Genomic DNA, 24,964 nt, shown 5'->3' with positions numbered 1-24,964 from the left:
GCGATCAGCTCACGGGAGCCTCCGTGGTTGGGCCGTCCGGCGCATCAGTCTCGTCCTCCTCGTCCGAGTTCCGCATCGGCAGGATGTACTCCTGAGCCTTTTGCGCGAGGTGCAGCGGCAATGGCCTGCTTAGCGCGTCGCGGTAGTCCGGTGCCTGCCTCAGCTGGTGGACGGCCATCGCCAGGGCGTGCGGATCGTCCTCCTCGTCACGGTTGTGGCTGAGCACCGCGATTTCGACGAGGCCGGGATTCCACGCGGGTTTGTCGATGTCGATCGTCGGCAGATCCACCCGGTCGCCCAGACGGATCGGCCGGTTCTGGAGTTTGTGCGCTCCTACCGCGGAACTTTGCGCCGTGGAAGCCTTCGGGGTGGTGCTGTAAAAGATCCTGTCGTTCTCCGTCTCGGCGCTCTCCCACAGATTGGAGGGCAGGCCGTTCAGCCCGTCGCCGTCCGCGAGACCCCACCACTGCGGGGTCTCCCGTCGCTCCCCGGTGCGGATCCGGACAAGCCGTAGCCAGGGATTAGGCCGTCCGGCCGGCGCGACGCCGGTGCGGATGAGATCCCGGCGCACCTCACCGTCCTGCACCCATGTCCAGAGATTTCTGATGTTCTGCGCGTCGACGAGGACGACGGTCGGGGTACAGCGGATCTCGTCCGAGGAGAGCACCCGGTGCAGGAACTCCTCTGTGGAGGACCGTTGTTCGTCGCGGGTTCGGGGCCAATCGAACCACGATTCCTCATGTGCGCCGTCATCGGCGAGGTCGTGTTCGGAGACCGCGGCTAGCGCGGGCAGCCGGGCAAGGTAACGCGGATACGCGATCCAGGCCCCCATTCCTTCGACAGCTTCGGCGTCCCAGGCCGAGATCTCCTCGGGGCCGCCGACGCCGGGACGCACCAGCACCGCGACCGGGAATTTGCCCTTGGCCGACCGGGCGGTGGAGCCCCGTGCCTTCGTCGCCGTCCAGACGGCCAGGTACTGGGTTCCGACGGGCAGGCCTGCCGGGACGTCGGTGCGCGGCACCACCGTCGCTCCCAGTTGCCGCAGCGCGTCCACCCAGGACGACTCGGCCGCGACGGGCAGTGTCTTCTCCGCGCGCGCCGACCCGGGCGAGGTGATGAACTGGGTGACGACCCCGCTGTCGGCCGCGCCGAGCCGCAACGCGAACTTGGGATCGTTCCGGCCGCGGAACACGGTGCGTCCGTGGATCTCCACCAAAGCGACTGAAGGCACTGCCGCGTCCGCGCCGTTCTTGGCGAGAAACTCACCCATGTCCGCCCGGCGCTTGGCCAGCGCTCTTGCCGCGCGATCCGCCCGGCCTTTGGCCGGTTCCGGTGGCACACCCAGGCTTTCTGTCAACCCGTTGTCCAGGCGCAGACAGCTCAACGTCACAACCAGCTCTCGAGTCCGCCACTGCAACACGACGGGTTCCCCGCGGCCACTGCGATCGTGAGCCTGCGCGCTCACCTCACTCGCCCCGCCGTCACCTTCGAGACCGAGCACTTCGGCAAGCGCGACGATCGCTTCGTCACGGGTCCGGTCGGTGCGCCACAACAGTCGCGCGGCGAACTCGGGAGTGCCGGACCAATCCGTGTACAGGGCGGCCAGCGACGTGCGGCGGGTCAACCGGAGCTTCGCCTTGCCCTCCGCCGTGCGTTCGCTGGAACCGCCCTTGCGGACGTTGGCGGGCTTGTTCGCGGGTAGCTCCGACCGGGTGAGGTCGGCGACCCTTGCCAGATCCGGCAGTAGAGCCTGCTCGGCCCACTCGACAAGGCGCGAGCGCTCGTGGGACATGAAACCCGCGCCCACACCGTGCTCACCCATGGGCGAGCTGTACGCGATCAGCGCGTCTACGCCTCGTTCGCCTTTGAACCACCGCTCAGGGTCGCTGAGGAGTCCGGCAGGGTCCGGGAACGACCCGGTGCCGAGAGCGAGCCGCTCCATCAGCTTCGCGAGATCCCCTTGTCGCCATCCGAGATCGTCGTCGAGCTTGGTCACGTATGCCACGCTGTAGCGTTCGCTGACGGGGACACCGGGCAGCCACGGCGCGACCGGACGCAGGTAGACGGCACTGGCCCGGCGGTATCCCAACCGCACCAGCCCGGTCTTCGGGTCGGGGTGGGTGGCCCAGCGGCGCACCCCGAAGTGCAGGTGAACGCGTGGCCGGGGATGGAACGGCACCGTGTGGAGGGTGACGGTGGCGACGACCGAGAACCACCACCTCCCATGCTTGTCGTCGTGGAAGAGCGGCTGAGAGATGAGCTCCGCCCCCTGCTGACGCGACCGCCGCGCGACAGACCGAAAACGCAGTACCTGCTCGCCGGAGTCGTACGGCTCCAGCTCCTGGATGCGGCGGGCGAAGTGCTGCGTCGTCAGCAGGTACTGGGGGCCATCCGGTTGCGCGGTCCCTCCTTCGCTGACGCCACATCGCGTGAGCGAGATCTTCTTCTCCGGCTGCCACACGGGGGGTTTGGCGAGCAGCACATCACGGACCCTGTTCGCCTCGTCAGGATGATCCGAGCCGAGCTCCTCGATCCAGAACTCCAGCAGCCGTAGCAGGATCGAGACCGGCAGCGGCTCTCCCGCGTCTTCCGGACAGTACAACCAGGTCCGCGGCCCCTCGCCCGCCGCGACCGGGCGTGGCAACACCCCGAGACGCACGTCCAGGGCCTGGAGAAGCGAATCCAGCCGCCGTGTCGGTGGTGTCTGCCATCGGGCCCGGCCCGTCCGTTCGAGATTGACCAGGTCGAGTACTTGGGTGGCGAGGGCCTCGGGGAACTGCAAGGTGTGGAAGTCCACGGTGAGCCCGTCTCCGTCCACTGCGGTTTCGTAGGCCGCCCGGCGGATCGCCGTGTAGCGCGGAGCCAAGGTCATGTCCTCCTGGAGAGAAGGTCCGGGCCGTCCAGGTCGACGGGTTCGACCTGGTCGAGCATTCGGCAGAGCGCCAGGTAAACGGGCTTGTATAAGAGCTCGGCGAGCCGCATGTCCGCCGGAGCGACCGGGTTGTCGTCCGGGCGAGGTTCGAAGTACGGGCGCAGGGCGTCCCGGATGCCGTGGAGCAGGCTCGCCCGGGAGTGGTCGCGCCGCCTTCGCCGAGCGTGCTTCTGTGCGTTCGGCGACCGCGCTTCGGCGATCGCGAGTTCGAACTTCGCGTCGACGAAGACGACCCGGGCAGCGACTCCGCCCCGGACGAGCCTGCCGATCACCTGCCAAAGCACGACCAGCTGGTCCCAGGCGAACGAGCGCTGTTCGTCGTTGCTCAGCACGGAATACGCGTACTTGCGGATCAGAAGCCGGCCCCACTTGCTGCGAGCCAGGGCACGGAACGCCCGCCCGGCGGAGTCGAGCGTGTCGTGGGATGCCACGAGGGCGGCGAAGGAAGCCGGATCGGTGTCCTCGGCCGTGGGCAGGCCTCGCGTGTAGCGGCTCTCCCAGTCGTTGATGGCGAGCACGGAGAGCCCGATGTCGGTCGGCACCGGATGGGGCCGGGTGAGCAGTAGGGCCACCCCGAGCGCGGCGTCGTTGTCCCGGTTCAAGATGTTGTACCCGCGCTCGATGGCAAGCATCGGTGCGACGAGCACCCGGGCCATGGCGTCGGTGGCGAAGAGACCCGCGTTCCCGCGACGGACGACCCCGGCGCGGTCGAGGTCGTCGGTCCCGTCGGAGACCGCGTCGTCAAGATCGGCGTTGTCCCGGACGAGCGCCTTGACGTGACCGTGCCACCCGGGCATCGCGTCCAGTTGATCCGCCACGTCGCGGGCTTCCTGGTAGTTCCCGACGAGGAGCAGCGCACGCTGCCGGTTCGGATTCCCGACAGCTCGGATCTCCTCTTCCAGCGGCGAAATGCCACTCGGGCCGGGCTTGCCGAGCTTGTCCACGAGCGAGCGCAGCAGTGACGACCTGATCCTGGGCGGCCGCCCCGACAGGCTGATGGGGTTCCCGTCGGCGTCGTGGAAGAACCGCATCTTGAAAACGGTTTCCTGCACACGCTCCTCGGCATCGGGTGAGGGCCGCAGGACAGCGCCGACCGGTGCGACGACATGCGCGCGGGTGGACGTCCCGGCCCAGCTGGTTCCCGAAAGCAGCAGTACATGCGGCCCGCCGCGGCCGGTGGTGGTGTCGACGCCGAGCGACGGCAGGGAGAGCAGCAGTTCCCGTCCGACACCGGTACACCGGAAGAAACGCAGCGTCCCTGTCACCCCGTCGAGGTCGCCGGCACCATCGTCGACGACGTACTGGAAACCCAGCACGTTGCCCATCGGCGACTCGGGTACGAGCGGCAGGTAGTCCATCGGTGGGCGGCGGATCAGCTCGTTGTCCTTGGCGTCCAGTCGCATCGCGTCTTCGACGAGTGGCCAGAGGTGCGTCAGGCGGTCCAACCGGTGGTGCAACGCAGACAGCAGCAGGACGAACTCCAGCTTGCGTACCTGAGGGTCGGTTTCGGCCACGTGACCCGGCCTTTCCGGCGTGCCGAGCACCTGGAGCTCGCCGATCACCGCGGCCAGCCGATGAGCGACGGCCTTACGGTTTAGGGTGTGCAGCAGGTCTTGCGTCGTCGCGGACAACCGGTCGGCGAGAGTTTCGTAGGGGCCGTTGTCGCCCAACGGGTCGTCGCGGAACTGGTCGAAAACTTTCGCGGCCTCGGCGTGGGAGGCCCCTGGTTCGGCCGCCGGGATTTCCTCGTCTTCCTCGTCATCGGTCCCTGCGGTTCCGGGTCGATACAGCTCTTTCAGGAGCTTTCCCTGCAACGTCCAGGAGTTGAAGTACTCGATTCCCACCCAATCCCGGAGGCTTTGATCCGCGATCAGCATCGAGTAGAGCTGGTTCGTGGCGCCGGAAACGACGGAGAGGGCGACCTCCCAGTTCCGCACGTAACGGTCGGACAGCTGGAGGCGTCCGGCCCGCGAGAGTTCGAGGATGTTGTGCCTGTACAAGGTGTCCAGCCACGAATGAGGTTCGCGGGAGACGAGCGTGGCGGTCGGCGCGAACACCATGTCCAGGTTCATCATCACCCGGTCCGCTTCGTCGATGACGACGAGGTCGCTGCGCAGACAGGCCAGTTCAAGCTGGCGCAGGCGCACTCCGCCCACGTGTGCCTGGAGAGGGCTGGCCACGAGCGACGCCATGTTGGCGACCCACACCCGTGCGCCGACCTGGTCGCGGGCGTTCGCGTGCCGCGGGCATTCGTGCCACAGGGGACAGCTCGATGGACTCGGGCGCTTCCGGTCGGTGACCTGGCTGTCCACGGCGTAGAGCCGTGTGCACGGCGCGTCGACCGAACGCACCGGCGTTTCCGCCGCCCGGAGCGCATCGAGAGGGCAAGCCGTGCCGAGGTCGGCGAACCCCTCGTCCTCGTGGTGCCCGGCGAACCGCACATGGCCATTCGAGGCGAGCCGTCGGTGTAGTCCTTCGACGTGCTGCTCGCGGTTGGAGGAACCGATGATCGGCACCACCACCGCCCCGTCGTCCAAGAAGCTTCGCAGTTCCCGGGCCGTGGCGAGCTGTTCCGCGACATCGCCGACCACGAGCGTGATCCGCAGTGGCTTGTCCTGTCTCACCGCCCAGACCGCGAGCACCTTCATGAGGGTGCTCTTCCCGACCCCGACGACCCCGACCGCGTGGAGGAGCCCGTCAAACCGCAGCCTGTCGCCTTCGATGAAATCGTGTCCGTGAACGTCACGGACGAGCAGTCGCGTCGATTCGATACTGGCCTGCCAGTTCACTCGTTCGCCCTTGGGGGCGTGCGTGTCCATCCATCGGGCGGTCTCGCCCAGCGCCGCCCAAGTTATGTCGAGGGGCTCTCCGTTCGTCGCCGTGCGGGACGTGAGGTCGTGTCCCGGCACGTCGCGTGCGCGGTCCGCGATGTCGGCCGGGATCTCCACCTCGACGCGTTCATCACGGTCGTAGTAGAAGTAGCTGCCAGCTTTCGCCGGAGCGGGGCTGCTGTCGACGTAGTCCGGAAGAGTGCTGAGGGCCTGTTCGTACACCGGGAAGCGTGTGGTCAGAGTGGTCGTCCCGGTCCATTCGAAGGAGGTGAAATCCTCCGCGATCCGGAACGCGCGCAGATCGGCGTCCACCTCCTGGTAGTTACGCAGGGCTTCGAGCCAGGACTCCGGTCTACGCAGCGGCCAGAGGCGGTGCCGGACGCAGGTGATCATCCAGGCTTGCGCCGGGTCGTCCGCCAGCCCGCTCTCCTTGGCGAACGGGTAACCACCGAGGAGTGGCCAGACCGAGGTCGGAGGCTGCGCTTTGTCGAGGCGCGACAACAGGGTCAGGCCCAGTTCGACCGGGCAGAGCACTTCCAGGGGCAGTTCCAAGGTGGTCTGTCTAAGCTCTTCGGTGAGCTCGGCGTACCACTTCTTGCTACGCATGGTCGCCCGCCTCCTGCCGGATCATGTCGGCGAACTCGTCCTCGGAGAAGATCCGGGACGACTTCGCGTGTTCTGTCGCGATCCGCTGGTAGCCGGGATCGGCGTCGATCCGGTACTGGGCGATGACCCAGCACACGACGTCGGCGCCGGTGCCCGCGACCGACGCCGCGATCGCCCGGCCGAGCAGGGCCGGGCTGTGCCAATCGACGATCCGCACGGTCCTGGTCTCCCCGTCGGGCACGGTCACCCGCAGATCGCCGGTACCGGTCGACGGCCAGTAATTGACCCAGGCCCCGGACCGTCTCACTTCATCGCCGAGACGCCGGACCGTCTTGCCGGGACCGGAGACGAACTGCCGATGCCGGCGATTACCCTGAACGAGGATCCGAACGTCGTGGTCCCAACGCTCACCGGGAGCCACGAGACTCTTGGCCGCGCACTCCTCCCGCTCGCACCACCAGCCTTCCTCGCCGGCGGGCAGCAGGAGGCCACCACAGCCGTCGCAGGCGTGGATCCCGCCGTCGATGGCGAAACCAGGTCCGATCTTGACGTAGAGCTTGCCAAGGTACTCGTCGAGAACGCGGACCCCGGGTTTTAATACGATGTCCCTGAGCTGCTCCTCCGTGAGGACCGGGTGCGCCGCCAGCACGTTCCGCGTGGCGCCGTACGCCGGCGTCCGCCCGCGTTCCGCCGCGAACGCCGCCATCTCCGCGACCTGGCGCGACACCTCCAGGAACGGATTGGCCGCCTCCGCGTAGAGAGCGATCTCGTGGCACAGCGCGGTCGGCGCGCCTGAATGCTTGTCGACCAGAAAGCCGTCCTCGGGATAGACGCCCTCGGGGAGTACCAAGGGCCAGGATCCCAGCGGGCGCTGGTAACCCCAGCGGACCAACCCCGGCACCGAGGACGGTGGGCGAGCGCCCCGGCGCAGGCAATACAGGGCCAGCCGGTCCAAGGCGCTTTGGACGTTCGCCGGATACGGCATCCGGAAGGCGGTCAGATCGCGCAGCTCATCCAGGGTCACGAGGGCTGTGGCGACCGCGCCGAGCAGCCGCTCCTCCTCTCCGAGGGTGGTCACGGCTTGGCTCGCCCGCCCGCGGTCAGGTACTCGACACCCGGCGAGCACCACCGGCGGACCTCGCAACCCGCACAGCCGTCGCCAGGGTTCGGGGCGTACATGGTGTCGCCAAACAACGGCCTCACCAGCTCTCCGACGACTTCCCGGGCTTCCGCCACGAGGGCCGGGCTGGCGGGGTCCAGCTCTTCGAGAGCGCACCCGTCGGATCGCAGGTGTTCCAGTTCGACCCGGGATCCGCCCGGAGAACGTTCCGGTGCCCCGGCGGACAGGATCAGGATCGCCAGTGCCAGCTGGGGGACCTGGCGCAGCAAAGGCCGGTCGCGCCTCAGCCTGTGACGTGACGTTTTCGTCTCCCTCCACACCCACCCGCCGGCCCGCCGGTACAGGAGATCCGGCGTGCCGCCGAAGACCACATCCAGGCTCTTGTCATGGGCGACCACGAACCGGTCCTGCTCGCCACGGACTTCTTCGACATCGGGGAAGGGGCACAACGCAGCGTGCTGAGCCAGCATCTGCACCGCAGTTCGCTGGCTGTCCTCCGGGAGCGCGGCGACCTCTTCGCCCGCCGGGTCGCCGGGCCTGCATCGGCTGGGGTGGCCGGTGTGCCGTATCCGCAAGGTGGCGTCGACCGCGCGACCGATTTGGATCGGCTGGCCTTCGACAAGGCCGGTGTCGCGGAGTTTCAGCTGCCTTTGCAGGTGGTAGCGCGCCGGGCAGCCCTGGTGGTAACGCAAGTCAGTGACCGACAGTGTCCGCCGCGGGCCGGGCACAGGAGGAACTTTCGGCAGGAGTTGCGCCGACGGCAGAGCGGCACAGTCGGGTGTGTCGGGGCATTCGGCGCAGTTGCGGCCCGCTCGCCTCGCAGTCCCGTCGACGATCTCGAGGAGCCTCGGCACGATGAGATCCTGTGCCTGTTGACGGACTTGAGCGGAGGGCCACTCGAGAACCGGCACCGCGACAGGTGACCTGGCACCGAACAGGACGACGCGCACTCGATCAGGGGCGGTCCCCCCGCCGAACGTGGCCACGTTGGCTGCCGCGGTGGTGACGATCTCGGGCCGTTCCGCCGGAGCGGTCAAGCCCATCAGCCACATTTCCCGGATCGAGTCGTCCTCGGACCGATATCGGCGTCCCCAGCAAGTCTGCTCGTACCGTTGCACTCCACGTTCGTCCACCGGATCCCGGCGATGGGAGATCTTCCACGGGAATCGCACCGGAATCGGGCACGGCGTGTTCATGGCGTCCTGATGCGCCTGCCATGCCGCGCGGTAGTTGCGGAACGCCTCGATCGACCAAACCACCAGTCCTGGATGCGCCGGTGGCCGGCCGGTCTCGAACGCTCCCCGAGTCCGCGCCAGTTCGTCGATCACCGCCGCGTCGTCCTGGCCGCCGAATTCCGAGAGGTCCACCGCAGCCATGAGCGGGCCCAAAGTGAAGTCGGTCCAAGTCGACCTCCGGATCTCCGCGCGGCGCCGGGCTTTGCGCGCCAGCGCGCGAGGGCAACCCGCCGAGCCGATGTCGGACGCACCAACCCGCACAATCTGTCCAGAATTTGTCACGCCGTCCCGTTCTTGTCCGGTTCCGCACCCCTTCGGCTCCGCAAGAACCTTAATTGCCGGGAATTCGGAACGGTCGCGCAGGGGGCGATAACCCTGCCCGAGTAGCCTCCCGCGCATGACGGGTATGGCTGACAATCCTGGGGCGAGCCTTATGTGCGGCGTGGTGCTCGGGCAGCGTTTCCAAGTGGTCGACCAGAAGGGCGCCGGGGGGATGGGCGTCGCGTACCGCGCGCTTGATCTGGAAACGCGCAAGCAGGTAATTGTCAAGATTCCGCAATTGCCGGCGACGGTTGATTTGGATTTCGAAGCTCGACGGCGAATCATGGGCCGATTCGACAGAGAAGGCAGGCTCTTGAACGAGCTTGAGCACTTCAACATCCCGGCGGTGATCGATCGGGGCGAGTATGGTTCTGTCCCGTACCTGGCGATGACCTACATCCATGGGGACAAGCTGACCAAGTATCGCCAGAACACGGTGCCCCGACTCGCGGAGTTCGCCGCGATCGGCTCGTCTGTCGCGAAGACACTCGCCGCTTGTCACTCGACTGGAATCGTCCACCGCGACCTGAAACCCGACAACCTCTTGGTTGGTGACAACGGCGTCGTCTACGTGATCGACTTCGGGATCGCGCTGCCGATGAACAAGGACACGTCGAGGTACACGAGGAACTTCGTCGGGACCGACGACTATTCGGCGCCGGAACGCTTCCTGGGAGCCGAGCCGGTCGAACAATCGGACCTGTATAGCCTGGGTTGCGTGTTCTACCACCTGCTGACAGGACGGCCTCCGTTCGTCGAGGACGGCAAGAAGACGATCGAAAAGCAACACCTGGACGACCGCCCGGCGCCGCCGTCACGCTTCGTCGCCGACGTTGATTCGGGCCTGGCGGACCTGACCTTGGCCCTGCTGGAGAAGAAGATGGAAGACCGGCCCGGGATCGAGACGGTGCTTGAGGTATTGCGTCCTCATTTGCCGACCGTCGGCGCGCCTGAACCCAACCCGGTGTCCCTGCCCGACGTGACGATCCCTTACCGCACTCCAGAAGCTGTCCGCCCACCGGAAGCGGCCGCCGGTCGCCGCTCGACCTCCGTGCGCCCATTCCGCGCGCGAGGGCGGCGCGACTTTCTCACCGAAGCCGACATCGCGGAGGCCATCCGGCAGTCCACCTTCGAGCGCGACAGCGGTGACGGTGCGGCCGCGGCCCTCACCCTGATCGAGCTGCGGAGTCGGGCGATCGAGACGTTCGGGGAGGGCAACCCCAAACTGGAGCCGATCGAACGGGCTTTGAATCTGCTGGAGGGCCGCTGAAGTCGGGTCGGGATCAGCTGGTGGTCAGGACGGCTCTGGGGTGACCGCTGTGGCCGGGAACCGATCGTGTCGAGTCGTTATAGCGCGTGGCCCTACATTGCCGACTCGAACCCCGAACCCGCTGTTCGTGGATCCTGACCTCTCGGAGGAGTCTGACAGTACCGAAAAGAGCTGATGAACTCGGTGGTTCTCTAAAGCAAAGACTGGTTGGTAAGGGGTATTGCTGGGCAAAACTGGGCTATTGGGTGGAGTAAAGGTCGAGCGTTGGCGACTAAAACTTGCCTCGGCAACTCCCTCACCGAGTTTGGTGTGCTGTTTCTCGGCAAGCCTCTTGCCGGTCGGTCTGTAAGCGTGCTGGACGATCTGCGACGAGGTCTGGCTAGTTGCGGGCGTGGAGATGCCGCACGCGCGGCGGTCCTAGGAGTGCGAGCGCGGGGTCGGTGGTCACCCGGTGGCGGACGACTTCGACACTGTCGGATTCGTGTTGAGCCCAGCTGACCGCCTCAGCTCCGAGGATGCCGTCGAGATCAAGAGCGGTGGCGGTTCGATGCTCGACTTCGGTCAGTGTGAGTGTCGCGGCCGGCGTGTAATTCGCGCGGACGTTTTCGTAGTGCTGCTGCCGAAGCCCTGATCACGGGACCGCCGTGTGCGAGGAACCGCGCAATCAATTGCTCCGGTTGCGGCTTGTTGTCGGCCAACCTGATCTCCGAGGTGCGCTCGGTGTCGGCAAGTGGTCGCTTAATCCAGCCAGCGATGCCAAGGTGTGGTGAGCAGCGCTCACATTAGGAAGAGCGGCCGCGGCGTCGTTTTCTTGCTCGTGCGGCGACGCTCTTGGCCGCAAGCTCCAGGTAATAGGCTTTGCGTGCGCTGGCTGCCGCTTGAGCGCGTGCCTGTGGCGTCATGACGCGGTCGGGATCGACTTGCTTCTCGAACCGCTCGTCCAACGCCGCTCGCGCTGCCGCGGTGCGCCGGCTTCTGTCTGGCGTGTTCGCCCAGGAACGGTGGGCGGCGATGCGCGCGTTCAATGACCGTTGGGCCGCTGAGGGCTTGTTCGAGCCATCCATGGCCCCATCTTTGCCTCGAGGCGCGCGAAACGCTAGCTCCTACCCACGGGATGGTTGAACCGTCACGGGTAAGGGACCGGCTTCGGTGTCAGACCAGCGCCGGTCGGCGTGGTAGTTGCTGAGCGTAGTAGGCGCTCTCATACTCGGTCGGAGTGAGGTACTCCAGCCGGGAATGCAAGCGGGCGTTGTTGTACCAGTCGACCCACTCCATCACTGCGTACTCGACCTCGGGCAGGTTTGTGAACGGGCCGTGCCGGTTGACCAGTTCGGTCTTGAACAGCCCGATGATCGACTCTGCCAGTGCATTGTCATAGGCGTCGCCGACCGATCCGATGGACGCCGATAGTTCTTGCGATGCAAGGGAATCAGTAAAGGTAAGCGACGTATATTGACTCCCGGCATCGCTGTGGTGGATCAACCCTGACTCGACGGGATGCCCGTGGTGATCGCGCCGCCAGAGCGCCATATTCAGCGCCTTGGACACCAAAGTGGTTGTCTTCGTGCTCGCCGCGGTCCATCCGACGATGGCGCGGGAGTAGACATCGAATACGAACGCGACGTAGGCCCATCCGGTCTGCGTCGGCACGTAGGTGAAATCCGCCACCCATGCCAGGTTCGGGGCATCGGCGCTGAAGTCCCGGTTGAGCCGGTCATCAGCCCGCACGCCGTCTTTGGCGCGGATCGTGGTTCGTGGTGGACGGCCCCGGGTGACTCCGCACAGGCCCAGGTCTCGCATGAGGCGATCGACGGTGCAGAACGCCACCTCGTGGCCTTGACGGCGCAGCCAGCGGGTCATTTTCCGTCGCCCGTAGACCGCCTCGGGCGTGTCCTGCGCGTCCCGCAGTGCGTTGGTCAGGTAGGCGTCGGCGATATCCCGCTCCGACGGTGGCCGGCGACGGGCCTTGCGGTAGGTCCTGGGCGCGATCTGGATCCCGTGTGCGCAGAGCACGCGGCAGATCGACTCGACGCCGTGGACCTGTCGGTATTCGTCGATGAACCCGACGATCAGTGGTGTCGCGGGTCGAGTTCCCGCGCGAAAAAAGCCGACGCCAGTTTCAGGATGTCGTTGGCCTGCTTGAGTTCCTTGTTCTCCTTACGCAGCCGGTCCAGCTCCGCGCGCTCGGTCGCGGCAAGCTCGCCGGCCGCCGCGACGGGCGGCGCGTCCTGCTGAAGAGCCTTGACGATCCACACACGCAGTGTTTCCGGGTGCACATCCACCATCGGGCCGATGGCGTGCGCGGCGGCGTAGGCGGATCCATACTCATCCAGGCGATCCAGGGCCAGGCGGACGGCCTTCTCACGGACCTCAGACGGGTAACGCTTGGGCATGATGACCATCATCCTCACAAAAGGAAGCGGCCCCCAACCCGTGACGGTTCAGGTTGATCAGCAGGCTTTGTGCTGCAGTGCCTTGAACTGCCGGTGCGCATATGCGAGCTAGGTCGGGGTTTGAGATCCTGAGCGGATGGACTTTGCGCAGGCGCTGGCGGCGGATGAGTTGTGGGGTTGGCCGGTTGAGGTGCTGGATCGACTGTTCGAGCTCCGGTCGAGGGCCGGTGCCGGCTTGCTGGGGATTGAGGAGTGGCGCGAGCAGGACGCGTCGTTGCGGGCTGGGATGCCTGAGGTGGGATTGGAGGAAGCGAACGACTTTCTCATTGACTGGATGGTTAACGGACGATATATTGAGTCGCCGCTTACCGGCCGGTTGTCGGCGTTGTGTAGTCCGCCGCCGACCGACGAGGAGCTGTGGAGTGAGGTCGCCTCGATAGACGTCGCGCTCGCTGACCGTAAGACGCCTAGGCGGACGAAAGACGCGTACCGGACGAGCCGGGCGCGCGCGGTGGGGTGGTTGACGCGTCCTGGTAGCGGTCTTGATTGGGTGACAGGGTTGCCGTGGTCTGTCATCGGGCGGTACAGGGTCGTCGATAACCTTGAGCTTGGTCCTGTTCCGCAGGTCGTGGATTCAGCCCGCCAGCTAGCCCTACTGAACGCATCAAGTGTTGAACGCGAACGTGCGGCTCTCGTCGCCCAAGATCGGAGTGCGGCGGAGGTCGCTCTTGCTGACGCCAAGGCTGACATGAGTCAGCATCGCGTGACGTGGTTTCCGGACCTGCTCAGTAGCGGTGTCGAGGGTGATGAGGGGCTAAGGCCGTTGCTGGGTGAGGTGGTTTGTGTCTGGTCTGATCCTCGGGTTCAGCGTTTGCTGATGGACGAGACCTCCGCCGGTTGGCCGGAACCACTCAAGCAGGAGGGATCAGGCGGCGATGGCCAGGCTGTCTGAGTAGAAGGTGCGGCGTTGACGTGGGAAGAGTGCAGGACTGGCGTGCTGTGCCGATCTCGATCAGCGATGGCTTGGCAAGCACCGTTGCGCCGATCCGGTCGAGCGCTTAGAACGTGAGGAATACGAGACTGCTCAGGCGGTTCGTGGTATCTCAGTAACGTTTTCCGGTGCCGCCGAGTCTCCCTGTGAGAGGCGCGCTGTTCCGTACGGTTGAGGGCGTCATACCTGTGGCGGCGCTGAGGAGTTCGAGCAGCTCGTCCTCGGTGTTGAAGATGTCGTCGTGCGGGTCCGCGCCGGGATGGGTGCTGGGCAGGAGCCCGTCGACGGCGTCGTCGGCCAGGCTCTTCCAGCGAGCGAGTACTCGTTCGGCTGCGTCTGCGCACTCTGCTGTGGTGGCCGCGGTGAGGTGCCCGCACGCCACGTAGCTGTTTCTCCACGCCTGAGCACAGTGATCATGTAGCTGCTGTAGCTCGGTAGGGTTAGGCGTGATGACGTTCGCGTCAATGACAGCGTCGATACGTGCCTCCCATATGTCCAGGGCGAGGCGAAAGCCGCGGTACACAGTGAGAACGTAGGTCTGGCGGTTTGTCTCGACGAGCACGCCGCCAGGAAGCGTTACCCGCTCGTCGAGCGCGTGGTTCACCCAAGCCTCATGGTCGGCTTTGAGCTTCAGGAGACGATCAACAGTGTAGTAGCAGGGCTGGTCGTCGATCTTTTTGTGATCGACTCGGCACAGCAAGATCAGGTTGTCGTAGTGGTCAAGGCTGGCGGGGTCACCTTTGCCGTACCGCGGGCCGCCTGGTGACTTCGCTTCGATGTGCGCTTCGTCTCCGACGATGGCTTCTTCATCACCGTCGGCAGTGCGGTGGGTGATGAGTTCTCGTCGACAGTCGGCACACCGGTTTCCTGCACGACCCCAGAGGATCTTCCTGGTCTTATCAGTGGTGCCCACCAGGGACATGATGCCCGAGTCCGCACGCGCACGTGGTCGATGTGGCTTTTCCGGCGTGTAGGTCCCCGCCGGTTGCTGTCCGGTCGGTGTCCTGGGCGCGCTGGAGGTCGATGCGCCGATTCGGTGAAGGTCGAACGGTAGTGGGATTCCGGGCGATCAGAGGCTGGTCATAGCGTTGTTTGTGTGCACGAACGTTGTCAGGCGTTCGATTTTCAGTGGCCGGTTGTTGCCGCAGTGCTGGTTCAGCAGGAGCACGAGGTGTTGCCCGTCGAGTAGCTCGAGGTGGGTGTCGCGGCGTGCTTGCTTGTGCGCGTCAGGGCTAAAGCGAGAGTTCGTGGCGAGCACAGCTTTGGTGGACTTGTTCTCGCTGGCGACGTAGCCGTGTTTGTGGACGGGGTCAACACCGATGGTGCGGCGGGATCGCTTGCACTGGATTGAGAGTTTTTCGTGTCGGCCGGGTTCGTCGCTGGTGGCGAGGACGTCGATGCCGCCGTCTTTAACTTCACGAGTGAGGGTCACCGCGTAGCCCATGCGCTGGTAGAGGCTTGCCACGAGGTGTTCGAACTGGCGCGGGGTGAGGTCGGTGAGCAGTTCGATGCGGTCGTGGGTGTGCTCGGGCAGTCCGATGTAGAAGGCCCTGATCAGTGCCGCGGCGTCACAAAGCGCACCAAGGCGACCATCGGGTAGCACCATCGCGTGGCAGTCAAGATAGGCGTTGATGACCCGCAGTGCGCTGTCTGGAGAAGTGCAGAGCAGGTCGAGTACCCAGGTGATGCCCTCCCACGGGTAGGGCACGGTCCATTCGACGTCGGTTCCGTGCTCCCGGATCTGCCGGACCCGGTGGGTGTCGAGCAGGTGGTAATCGCTTAGCCGCCGCCAATACTCTGTCTCCGGGGACGACCTGTGTTCGCCGCGCTCTAGCCGGACGGCATCGATCCCTAGCGGCCCGGAGTGCATGAGCAGACATCGCAGGACGTCGCGGATCTCTCCGTCGTCTCACCTGCGGATCCGGGCGAGCATCTGCTCCAGCTCCGGTGGATAGAGCATGCCGCGTTCAACGATCTCGTTGATGTCGACGTCGATGTCAGGTGCGCCGGGCTCAACGTTGTAGCATTCAGTGTTCAACGCCATACGGAGAGTTGACAAGATGATCATGGTTGTGGCGGGTTACCGCTGTGCTGTCGGCGAAGGCCGACGCTGGCCGGCCTGTCCGACGCGCAGGTGGTCGACCACGTTTTCGCTGACGTAGCTTCAGTGCCATGTGTCGCTGAGAGTCAACCCGACATGCCGCATCAATGCTCGAAAGCTGTCTGGTCAGGGTATGCTTACCTGTAACGTTACGGGTAACCGTGGCTGTGTCTGGAGCGCGGGTTTCTGGCTTTGGGAGGGTGGTGTGGCTGTGGCGAGAGTGCATGATGTGGCGGCTGCGCTGCTGGCGGAGACCGGCTCGGTGACGACGATGAAGCTGCAGAAGTTGGTCTACTACTCGCAGGCGTGGCACCTGGTCTTTCACGGTGAGCCGCTGTTCGGCGACGCGATCGAAGCCTGGCCGCAAGGACCGGTGACACGGTCGCTGTACGACAAGCATCGTCGGCAGCGGCAGGTGTCGGCGTGGCCGGCTGGCGACGGGTCGAAGCTGACCGCTACCGAGCGGGACACATTGCGGTGGGTGCTGAACAAGTACGGTGCGTTCTCGGCGGAGTCGCTATCGCAGATGACGCACATGGAAGCTCCGTGGCGGATCGCTCGGGGCGTCCTCGGATCGAATGAGCACTCCTCGACGCCGATCGACCGGCAGCAAATGAAGCACTTCTACGCCCGGCAGCGTGCCGCAGTGGACGTCGCGGTATCTCAGGCCGCGGCGAGCGCCGCGATCGAGGGTGTCGAGCTCGATGATGAGTGGCAGGAGACGCTGCGCTCGGTGGCTAGCGGGTCGGTGTCGGCTGACGATGCGGTAGCGGAGGAGATCCGGCGGGCCGCTCGCTCGTGACCGATCCGTACCTCATCCCCGGCACCGAATGCCTCAAGAACAAGCTCAAGATCGCCGATCCGGTGCTGCTGCGCGAGTCTGAGGCGCGGATCGTCAGTATCCGCGATGTGCAGCTTGCGCGGGAAACACTGCCGGGCGAGTACAACTTGGCCCATCTGCAAGCGTTCCACACAGCACTCTTCCAGGACGTCTACCCCTGGGCCGGCAAGATCCGCACGGTCAACATCAGCAAGGACCGGTCGATGTTCGCGGCGTGGCAGTTCGTCGAAGATCAGACCTCATCGGTGCTGGCCGGGCTGGAAGACGACAACTGGCTGATCGGTGCGAGCCGCGAGCATTTCGTGACCCGCCTGGCGCACTATTACGGCGAGCTAAACGTGTGCCACCCCTTCCGGGAGGGCAACGGCCGCACGCAGCGTGCGTTCCTGCGGCAGCTGTCGGCCGCTGCGGGATGGCGGTTGGACTGGTCAGCACTGGATAAGGCCGGCAATATCGCCGCGTCGGAACGCGCACTGTTGGCTTCGGACTTCGCGCTCATGCGGCAGGTGTTGGAGCCTGTCGTGGTGCGCATGTAGAAGTAGATCTGTGGTGGTAGGGCACCACGTTGATCTCAGCGACCCGCTCTTGACCTGTGGTTGGTGCTTGTTGCCGGGTGTTCGGATGGCGACGTAGTTGCTAGCTCCGGTGGATAGAGCATGCTGCGTTCAACGATCTCGTCGATGTCGACTTCTGGTGCCGTGTGCTGATCCGGGTAGCTGGGCGTCTGCAGTGTCATACGGAGAGGCTATGAGAAGGTCGTGACCCGTGGCTGTTCCCTGGGCCGACGTGCCAACGAGCATCCAGTGTGGCGGAACAGATGCGCGGGCTGAGACCTCGACAGCGGTGGGATGCGCGGCGTGGTCGACAGTGCCGAGCAGCGGTTGTCTCGATCGTGCTGCCGCGGAGGCTTGTGACGGGCTATCGCAGGGTCAGCGCGCGGTGGACGTGCGGAGTTTGTGAGCCGAGGATGGCTCGAATGTGTTCGCGGATGTCGACACGATCAGCTCAACCATCGAGGATGATTTTCGGGTCCGGTCGGTAGCGCTGCGCCCGTCCGATGACGAGTCGTCGGATCTTGAGCTCGACTTCAAGACAATGACGGTCGAGGGCAAAAGGGTGCTTCTGGGTGACCTGGCTTCAGCAGCGTTCGATATCCTGGGCTGGCGGTATCCCCTGTCGTCCGTTGAGCGCATCCAGATCCTTGGACGCTCGGTGTCGCAACGTCAGCAGGACAGGTTCTTCACTCCGCGCGCGTTACTCGAGGTACGCCCAGCGGCTGAGGCTCTCGAGCTGGAAGGACTGGACGCGAGCGGGGAGGACGAGGACTAAGCCATCCCTGTGGACGGTGCGGCGGTGGTGAGTTGGCGGGTTAGTGCCGCCAACTCACCAGGCGGTGTCTTTACGTCCAGGAGCGAGCGAGTGCTCTGTCGTAGAGTTACTGGCCGTGTGTGTTGGTGATGGAATTCCCCGGGTCGGACGAGGGGCTCCTTACGGCCGCGAGGTCGTTGATGGTTGCGACGACGATGTTCCAGGCGATCCGGACGGTGCTGTCTTTTGGTGAGTATCCCTCGGTGAACTGTTTTTTCGGGTGGACGAGGTTGCGGTGGTTGCGTAGGACGTGGGCGTAGTCGACGACGTCCTTGGGCAGCCAGCCCCTGGTTTGTGCAAGGTTGATCAGGCTTTGAAGGTGGTCGGTGGGGGCGGGGCCGTCGCTGTGTTGGCTCAGCGCGACGTCGTAGAGCACTCCTTCCAGGATGCTGCCGAGCATGATGATTGCTGCGGTGGGGGCGCCGTTGTCCCAGCAGGCTTGTGCTTCGTCGAGCCGGGCTTTGAGTTGCTCGCCGAAGGCGGCGTCGCTGACCACGTCGGCCAGGCTCGCGGTCAACTGAACAGGGGCCTGCATGGCGGGCCGGTTCATGGTCGGGGTTTGGGCGATGAGGACGGGGCGGCCGGATTTGTAGATGACCTGGTAGCCCTCTACGGCGAGTAGTTCGTTGAGTTCTTGGGTCACGGCGGCGCGGGTTTCGTCGTCGTCGAGGTACTCGCGTGGGTCCGCTAAGCGCAGCAGCACCGCTTTGAGTGCTTCGGAATCGCGTCGTCGGCTGCGCAGAGTCTCGAGGACCGCGCGGTAGCGACCACCGTCGAGGTCCGTGACGCGTCGCCAGCCGGCGGCGGTGAAGAAGCGGGTGATTTCGTTGGCGGTGCGGTAGTGGCGGCTGCTGTCGTCGCCGCAGATCAGGAAAGCCAGCCGGTCGAGGACGTTGTCGTCCAGTTCCACTCTGACGTCGTCACTGGCGCGTTCGGTCGTGCTGGTCACAGTGTGTTCCCCTCGGAGATGTCGGTGTCAGCGTTGTCGTCGGGCAGGGCGACGGGTGCCCAGTCGTCTGGCTGCTGTGTGTGCTCGGTGATGTTGTGGGGATGGATGCCGCGTTCGTTGAGGCGCTGCCAGAGCGGCTCGAGTTCGCGGTCGGGGTCGAATTCGAATTCGCTTTCGCGGATGCGGAGCACGTCCCAGCCCATGCGGCGTAGTTCGCGGTCGCGGCGCGCGGCGGAGATTTGTTGGGCGGTGCTGGTGTGCCAGAGGTGCCCGTCGCATTCGACGGCGAGCCGGCCGCCGTCGCCGACGACGACCAGGTCCAGATGCCGGGTCCCGACCTCGTACTGGGGGACGAGGAAGTAACCGCGGCGTTTGATCTCGCGGAACACTTTCTGCTCGAAGAGCGACTCGAACGGTGCGGTGCTCGTGGTGTCGCTGACCTCCTCGAGGCTTGGAGAGGTGCCGAACACCGATGGTGGTGTGAGCATGTAGCCCATCAGGGATGCGCGCAGGTCATCGGGTTTGAGGTCGCCGATGCCGACGGAGGTGTAGAGCCACATCTGGTCTTTGGCGCGGCTTGCCGCCACGTTGTAGGCCTGTTGGGCAAGTTGAGCGCGCTGGGCTCGGGGCGCGTCGGCGACCACCATGGATAGGAAGATCACGTCGCGTTCGTCGCCTTGGAAGTTGGCCGGGATGCCGACCCGGATTTTGCGCTGCTGGCGGTCTTCAGCGGAGATCGTGGCGTTGATTTCGTGTTCGAGCAGCTTGATTTGCCCAGTTCCTTGCAGGACGACGACGCGACCGCGTCGCGTCCTGAGCGGGCCGACAGCAGCCCGTAGAGGTGGGACTTGGCGGTGAAGTTGAGCCGGATCTCTTCGTCGATCCCGGATAGGTGCTCGTGCAGGCTCGCGAACAGCGCTTCGGTTTTGCCGAGCCGGTTGCCGCCGGGGGTGCATTGCTTGTCGTCGCCGACCACGATCACCCGTGGCGCCATCCACAGCAGGAATAGCTGCTCGACTCCGACCTGGCTAGCTTCGTCGACGATGACGACATCGAACGAGTCCCGCACGGCGCTGATGTTTTCCAGCAGGTTCGGCAGGGGCACCACCCACGCGGGTACTGCGTCTTTGGCTTTCTCCATGGCTTGGCGGGCTGCTTTGCGGTATTCCCGGGCTTTGCTTCCGCCGCCGGCGCCGACGTGGCTCATGTGCTCGCGGTAGCTGCGCAGTGCCCGGGCGTGGGAGTCGGTCATCCGGTCCAGGCATGCGCTGAGTGCCTGAACCCCGGCGAGCTGGCTGGTGACCCGGTTGATCTGGTCTTCGACCATGTCGAATTCGGCGACCAACCGGCGTTCGTCCTCGGCGTTGCGGGTGGCGAAGATGAACTGCTCGGCTTTCGACCATGCCCACGCCGCGGGCAGGTCGCCCAAACGCTGGTCCCACGTTGGGTCGTCGGTGGTGGCTTCGAGTAGCTCGAGCAGCGCGGGATGGCTGTTGCGGAGTGTGCGAGCGAGTTGGGCGCGGCGGTGTTCGGCGGCGCGGTCGTGCCGGGCGAGATCGAGCGCGTCAAGGCCGGTGCGGTAGGCGTCGAGGTCGCGTTCGGCGACGGCTTTGACCAGGAGCGCGAGTTCTGAGCAGGCGTTGTCGGCGGCTGCCCACGCGGCGACCTTGTGTTGCAGCGCCGCGACCTGGTGGCGGGCCTGCTCCAGCGCCACGTAGTGCAGGGCGGCGGGGACGGCGTCAAGGGTGCGGACGAACGCGGCGACGGTCGACAGGTCGATCGACTGGCCGGCGCGCAGCAGCGTGTCCCGGAACACGCCGTGGATCTGGGCCAGCGCGATGATGTGATCGAGCAGCCGCGCGTTGTCGGCGAGCTCGGACAGGGCGCGGGTGAGGGAGTCGCCGGTGATGGTCACGTCGGCTTCAGCCCACAACCCGACGAGCTGCACCGCGGCAACGTCGGCCTCGAGCCGGTAGAGAGCCGCGTCGATCTGCTCGAGGCTGTGCGGCGGGACCCCGTCGACGGTGACCACGGCCAGGAACTCTTCGGCGTTCTTTTGCGCGGTGGACTTGCCGAATTTGCGGATCTTCCCTCCGCCGGTGACGTGATCGCGCAGGCGCCGGCCGCTGTTGAGAAGGGCACGGGTTTTGCCGATCCCGTAGTCACCGACGGCGGGCAGCTCGACGGCGAACTGCAAGCCGAGCTCGCGCATCTGCTGCTGGAGCCGGTCCGCGGTGTCCCGTTCGGTGTGCAGGCGCTGCCACAGGCCGTGGTGCCGGCCGGCGAGGTGGCCGTCCACGGCGACCCCGACCCAGCTGCGTGCCGGTGGTGTGATGCTGTCTTCGCCGTAGCCGAGGCGCTGCAATGTAGTGCGGGCCTGGTCGCCGAGCCCGCGCAGATACTGCAGAAATTCTGGTCCGAGCGTGGCGAGCCGCTGGGTGAGGGCGCTGGTGTCGGCGTGCGCGGTGTTGCGGGCGTGGTGCTCGGAGGCGATGATGTCGGCCAGCTCGCCCGCGTCGGGCAGCTCACGGCGTTCGGGGATTTGCTGGTCGGAGCGGATGCGTCGGCTTGGGCTGTCTTGGCGAGCCAGGGTGAGCAGTTCCAGCATGTCCCCGGTGACCAGCGGCGGCTTATCGGGCCAGGTGAGTTCGACGCTGGGGAGCCACCGGTAGGCCGCGGCGCGCTCTTGTACTTCGCGCACGATGTTGGTGAGAGGCCCGGCGTAGAGGGTGGTGCTGTAGCCGGGGGCGACGGGCGGATGCTGGAGGTATTCGACCTCGCGTAGTTGCCGGATCCGGGTGTTGAGTTCGGCGCTGCGGGCGAGCAGGTTGTGGCGTTCCTCGGCGAGTTGCTGTGCGCGGCGCGGCAGTCCCGCGGTTTCGGTTGAGCCGATCGCGGTCGAGAGCGCGTCGATGCCGCGTTCGAGTTCTTTGGCGGCGTCTTTGCTGCCTCCGGCGAGCAGCACACACAGGCTGCGCAGGTCGGCGGGGATTTTGTCGCGGAGAACTTTGAGGGCCTGGTCTTTCTGGCTGGTGACCAGAACCCGCATCCCGCGGGCCAATAGCGCGCTGACCAGGTTGGCGATCGTGTGCGTTTTACCTGTTCCCGGCGGGCCTTGGACGACTACCCCGATTTCGCGTGTGAGCAGGTCGATGACGCGTTCCTGCTCATCGTTGGTCGGTAGCGGGAACAGCGGGTCCTCGCCGAGCATGTCGCCGGTGGGGGCGTTCTGCTGGGTGAGCCAGCGGCCGCGGGTGTCGGCTTCGGTGTCGGCGACCAGTTGTGCGAGCGCGACCGGTACTTGCGCGTCGGGCTCGCGCAGCTGCTGCGCGATCTTGCGGTAGGTGTCGGCGAGCAGTTCGCGGCTGCGCGGCCGCAGCAGCAGCGCCGGTGAAGGCGAGAGTTCCAGACGGTCCGGCAGGTCGCCGGTGACATCCTCAGGGTGGCGCAGTGAGGTGAATGCGTCGGCGACAACGAGTCCGAGCCATTCCTCGACGTCGCCGAGCAGTGCGGGATCCAACAGGCCGGCGTCGCCCTCGAGGATGGTTTGGCGGGTGGTGCGCCCGCGGTCGGGTTGATAGCCCTCGACCTCGGTGAAGAGGGCCTTGTCTTCGAAGCGGCGTTTGCCGCCGATGAACGAGACTGTCACTTCGGCGGTGTCGCGGGCCAGCTGTGGGCGTACGGGCTCGGTGATCAGATGCCGGCGGATCTCGTCCCCGTCGGCAGTACGCCAGCGGACAAGACCGGTGGCGAGCACGAATTCGTACTCGTCGTCCTGCTGTTCGAGGGTTTTCGCGGCTCGTTCGAGCGATTCGTAGAGGTCACGGCGGGCGCGGGAGCGCAACTGTTCCCGGCTCCACTCACGCCACTGCGCCAGCCACCGCTCGAAGGCTTGCCGGACGCTGGCCGGCGGCGCGATCGCGTGCTCCTGGTCGACGTTGGCGGGGCCGGCAGCGATCAGGCGTGGTTGTGGACTGTCGGGGCCGCGGGCTTCGGGAGAGTCGATCCAGCCGGCTAGGGCAGCGGACGGGCGCGGTTCAAGAACGGTTTTGGGTGGTCGGACGCGCAGCAGCACGTCGTCGGGTGCTTTCGGGGTCAGGTTCAGCCCGTCGGGCAGGTGGTCGAGCCAGATCAGCGGGTCCGGGGCGTCGGTTTCGTCGGCGGTGATGTCGCGATTGGGGTCGCGGTTGGCGGCGTCGGTGACTTCGGCGAGGAAGTCCATGAGGCTGACGGTCTGGTCAAGTACATCGCGGTCGCTTGGAGTTGCGGCCATGGTCACCTTCCCCTGGGAGAGATCAACAGGACAGGATCCCCAACAGCTATCGATGATGCAATTGGCAACTTGCGGTAACGCCCGTTTGGAGCAGCGATCACGCGGTCTGTGTTCAGGGCTGCGGCATTTACGTGGCTGTGGTTTCGCCGGTACCGGACGTTTCTCGCCAGGTAGAAGGGAGTAGCTGGGAGCGGCGGTGACGAGGGCGTGCAGTGTGTTGTTCTCGCTGTGGGTGCTGCCGGGCGGGTCCAGGGACCGGCCGCCAGGCCGCATGCCCCGGTGCCCGTCCCGGCAGCGCGGCCCCGGAGGGGCCGCGCCTTGAACAAGAAAAGAAACTCTGAACACAGCACGCCGACCAAGCACCTCGACAGGGCCCCGACACGTCTGACCTGCCGCGTCTCGGCAGGTCTACGGCTAGTGCGGCGGAGGGATCGTGCCAGCGGCTCTGTCAGGCCTGCCGGCGGTGGTGCTGCGCCTACCGGTTCAGTGGCTGACCGGGCTGCTATGCAAAGGCAAATTATCCCAAGACGGGAATATCTGGGGCTGGAACTAGACGTGCTACAGACCGTCGTTCTACGGGACTGCCCCGAGTTTGGTTGACACCGGGGGTGTGGTGTTTCAGGCCGCTGCTGCGGTGGTGTTGATGGTCTCAAACTCGACCGGGGTGTGTTTGCCCAGGCCTCGTTGTCGGCGTTTGCGGTGGTATTTAGTCTCGATCCAGGTGACGATCGCCAGGCGTAGTTCGTCCCTGGTGTTCCAGCGTCGGGCGTCGAGAACGTTCTTCTGCAGCAACGAAAAGAACGATTCCATGGCTGCGTTGTCGCCGCACGCGCCGACCCGGCCCATCGACCCGATCAGCCCGTTGTTGCGTAGCAGGCGCCGGTACTTCTTCGACCGGAACTGACTGCCCCGATCCGAGTGCACAATGACGCAGGCAGGGTCGCGCAGTGTGATCGCGTTGCGGAGTGCGGCGAGGGCGAGTGAGGATTTCATGCGGGAGTCGATCGAGTAGCCGACGATCTTGTTGGAGTAGCAGTCCTTGATCGCGCACAGATAGAGCTTGCCTTGTGCGGTGGGGTGTTCGGTGATGTCGGTCAGCCACTTCACGTTCGGTGCGTCGGCGGTGAAGTCCCGGCGCACCAGATCGTCGTGCACCGGCGGTCCGGCCTTGTGGGCGCGCCCCTTTTTCTTGGCGTGTATGGAAAAGATCTGTTGCATGGAGCAGATCCACCATACCCGGTTCTCCGAGGCGGTGAAGCCGCGCTGGGCCAGTTCGTCGGCGATGAACCGGTACCCGTCGCCCGGGTCGTCGGCGTGGATGTCGAGCGCGGCGTTGATCAGATGGGCGTCGTCCCAGTCTCGCTGCGAGACCGGGGCTGATCGCCACTGGTAGTAGGCCTGCCGGGAGATCCCCAGCACCCTGCACGTCACCGCGGCCGGCACCCGCACAAGGGGCGCCGGCCGCGGCCAAGTCACGGACGAGCGGGAACGCTATTTTCCCGGCAGGTTGCCCTGCGCGAGGTACGCGGCCGCTTTCCGCAGAACCTCGTTCTCCTGCTCCAGCAGCCGGTTGCGTTTGCGCAGTTCCCGCAGCTCAGCGGACTCAGAGCCTGTCACGTTTTTTGTGTAAGCCAGAGGTGATTGCTTACGTTTGTAGGTTATCAGAAAAGTATGCGTCCGGGAAAGATGTTGATCAGTGTGTTGAGTGCCACTTTCCAGCCGTGTGTTCCGGT

General features: G+C 65.6%; 16 protein-coding genes, 1 pseudogene and 1 other annotated feature. Of the genes and pseudogenes, 5 read left to right on the top strand and 12 right to left on the bottom strand.

Annotation, left to right across the window (positions count from 1 at the left end):
• Positions 1–4: 4 nt before the first annotated feature.
• From ACM6LU_RS19675 to ACM6LU_RS19660, 4 genes are read right to left on the bottom strand one after another with little or no spacing between them, the layout of a single operon-like run.
• Entirely contained in the window at positions 5–2,872 is a 2,868-nt protein-coding gene (locus tag ACM6LU_RS19675; protein ID WP_414939177.1) for a pPIWI_RE module domain-containing protein, read from the bottom strand.
• Positions 2,869–6,369 (bottom strand): hypothetical protein, encoded by a 3,501-nt coding sequence (locus tag ACM6LU_RS19670; protein WP_414939176.1) that lies wholly within the window; start codon positions 6,367–6,369, stop codon positions 2,869–2,871. The genes ACM6LU_RS19675 and ACM6LU_RS19670 overlap by 4 nt, the downstream gene beginning before the upstream one ends.
• Positions 6,362–7,447: a hypothetical protein gene (locus ACM6LU_RS19665; protein ID WP_414939175.1), complete on the bottom strand. Its 1,086-nt coding sequence runs from the start codon at positions 7,445–7,447 to the stop codon at positions 6,362–6,364. The genes ACM6LU_RS19670 and ACM6LU_RS19665 overlap by 8 nt, the downstream gene beginning before the upstream one ends.
• Entirely contained in the window at positions 7,444–8,865 is a 1,422-nt protein-coding gene (locus ACM6LU_RS19660) for a PD-(D/E)XK nuclease family protein (protein WP_414939174.1), read from the bottom strand. The genes ACM6LU_RS19665 and ACM6LU_RS19660 overlap by 4 nt, the downstream gene beginning before the upstream one ends.
• 256 nt (positions 8,866–9,121) lie before the next feature.
• On the opposite strand from ACM6LU_RS19660, the gene ACM6LU_RS19655 reads away from it, so the two are divergent.
• Entirely contained in the window at positions 9,122–10,315 is a 1,194-nt protein-coding gene (locus tag ACM6LU_RS19655; protein WP_414939173.1) for a serine/threonine protein kinase, read from the top strand.
• A 1,152-nt stretch (positions 10,316–11,467) separates the two neighbouring features.
• On the opposite strand, the gene ACM6LU_RS19650 is transcribed toward ACM6LU_RS19655, so the two are convergent.
• Positions 11,468–12,708 (bottom strand): IS3 family transposase gene (locus tag ACM6LU_RS19650; RefSeq protein ID WP_414939172.1). Its coding sequence is split into 2 segments (ribosomal slippage): positions 11,468–12,417 and positions 12,417–12,708, totalling 1,242 coding nucleotides; the frame shifts between segments, so codons are not numbered across the junction.
• Positions 12,296–12,424 (bottom strand) — a sequence feature (AL1L pseudoknot). It overlaps the preceding gene by 129 nt.
• A 136-nt stretch (positions 12,709–12,844) precedes the next feature.
• On the opposite strand from ACM6LU_RS19650, the gene ACM6LU_RS19645 reads away from it, so the two are divergent.
• Complete coding sequence (locus ACM6LU_RS19645) at positions 12,845–13,660, top strand: hypothetical protein (RefSeq protein ID WP_414939171.1); 816 nt, start codon at positions 12,845–12,847, stop codon at positions 13,658–13,660.
• 151 nt (positions 13,661–13,811) lie between these two features.
• Here the strand turns inward: ACM6LU_RS19645 and ACM6LU_RS19640 are convergent, their stop codons facing one another.
• The 3 genes from ACM6LU_RS19640 to ACM6LU_RS19630 form a co-directional block, all read right to left on the bottom strand.
• Entirely contained in the window at positions 13,812–14,612 is an 801-nt protein-coding gene (locus tag ACM6LU_RS19640; RefSeq protein ID WP_414939170.1) for an HNH endonuclease, read from the bottom strand.
• Between the two features lie 156 nt (positions 14,613–14,768).
• Positions 14,769–15,569, bottom strand: coding sequence for a restriction endonuclease (locus tag ACM6LU_RS19635; RefSeq protein WP_414939169.1), 801 nt, complete (start codon positions 15,567–15,569; stop codon positions 14,769–14,771).
• 39 nt (positions 15,570–15,608) lie between these two features.
• The gene (locus tag ACM6LU_RS19630; protein WP_414939168.1) at positions 15,609–15,743 is read right to left on the bottom strand and encodes a hypothetical protein; all 135 of its coding nucleotides are present in this window, start codon (positions 15,741–15,743) and stop codon (positions 15,609–15,611) included.
• Positions 15,744–16,005: 262 nt separating this feature from the next.
• Here ACM6LU_RS19630 and ACM6LU_RS19625 point away from each other — a divergent pair, with 262 nt between their 5' ends.
• The 3 genes from ACM6LU_RS19625 to ACM6LU_RS19615 all read left to right on the top strand — a co-directional run bounded on the left by ACM6LU_RS19625 (position 16,006) and on the right by ACM6LU_RS19615 (position 17,970).
• A complete protein-coding gene (locus ACM6LU_RS19625) occupies positions 16,006–16,602 on the top strand; it encodes a Panacea domain-containing protein (RefSeq protein ID WP_414939167.1) in 597 nt (198 codons plus the stop codon).
• Positions 16,599–17,177, top strand: coding sequence for a Fic/DOC family protein (locus ACM6LU_RS19620; RefSeq protein ID WP_414939166.1), 579 nt, complete (start codon positions 16,599–16,601; stop codon positions 17,175–17,177). Before ACM6LU_RS19625 ends, ACM6LU_RS19620 begins: the two co-directional genes overlap by 4 nt.
• A 442-nt stretch (positions 17,178–17,619) precedes the next feature.
• The gene (locus tag ACM6LU_RS19615; protein WP_414939165.1) at positions 17,620–17,970 is read left to right on the top strand and encodes a hypothetical protein; all 351 of its coding nucleotides are present in this window, start codon (positions 17,620–17,622) and stop codon (positions 17,968–17,970) included.
• 106 nt (positions 17,971–18,076) lie between these two features.
• Here ACM6LU_RS19615 and ACM6LU_RS19610 read toward each other — a convergent pair whose 3' ends face one another.
• The 4 genes and pseudogenes from ACM6LU_RS19610 to ACM6LU_RS19595 form a co-directional block, all read right to left on the bottom strand.
• Positions 18,077–18,958 (bottom strand): hypothetical protein, encoded by an 882-nt coding sequence (locus ACM6LU_RS19610; RefSeq protein ID WP_414939164.1) that lies wholly within the window; start codon positions 18,956–18,958, stop codon positions 18,077–18,079.
• Positions 18,955–19,695 carry a DUF559 domain-containing protein gene (locus ACM6LU_RS19605; protein ID WP_414939545.1) on the bottom strand — a complete coding sequence of 247 codons (741 nt, stop codon included), beginning with the start codon at positions 19,693–19,695 and terminating at the stop codon, positions 18,955–18,957. Before ACM6LU_RS19605 ends, ACM6LU_RS19610 begins: the two co-directional genes overlap by 4 nt.
• A complete protein-coding gene (locus ACM6LU_RS19600) occupies positions 19,617–23,231 on the bottom strand; it encodes an AAA domain-containing protein (RefSeq protein WP_414939163.1) in 3,615 nt (1,204 codons plus the stop codon). The genes ACM6LU_RS19605 and ACM6LU_RS19600 overlap by 79 nt, the downstream gene beginning before the upstream one ends.
• Positions 23,232–23,849: 618 nt before the next feature.
• A pseudogene (locus ACM6LU_RS19595) lies at positions 23,850–24,839 on the bottom strand (IS3 family transposase); the annotation flags it as partial.
• Between the last annotated feature and the right edge of the window lie 125 nt (positions 24,840–24,964).

Source organism: Amycolatopsis sp. cmx-11-51, from assembly GCF_047608665.1.
Taxonomy (GTDB): Bacteria; Actinomycetota; Actinomycetes; order Mycobacteriales; family Pseudonocardiaceae; genus Amycolatopsis.
Note: the sequence above shows the minus strand (reverse complement) of the source record. Positions and strands in the feature narration are given on the sequence as shown.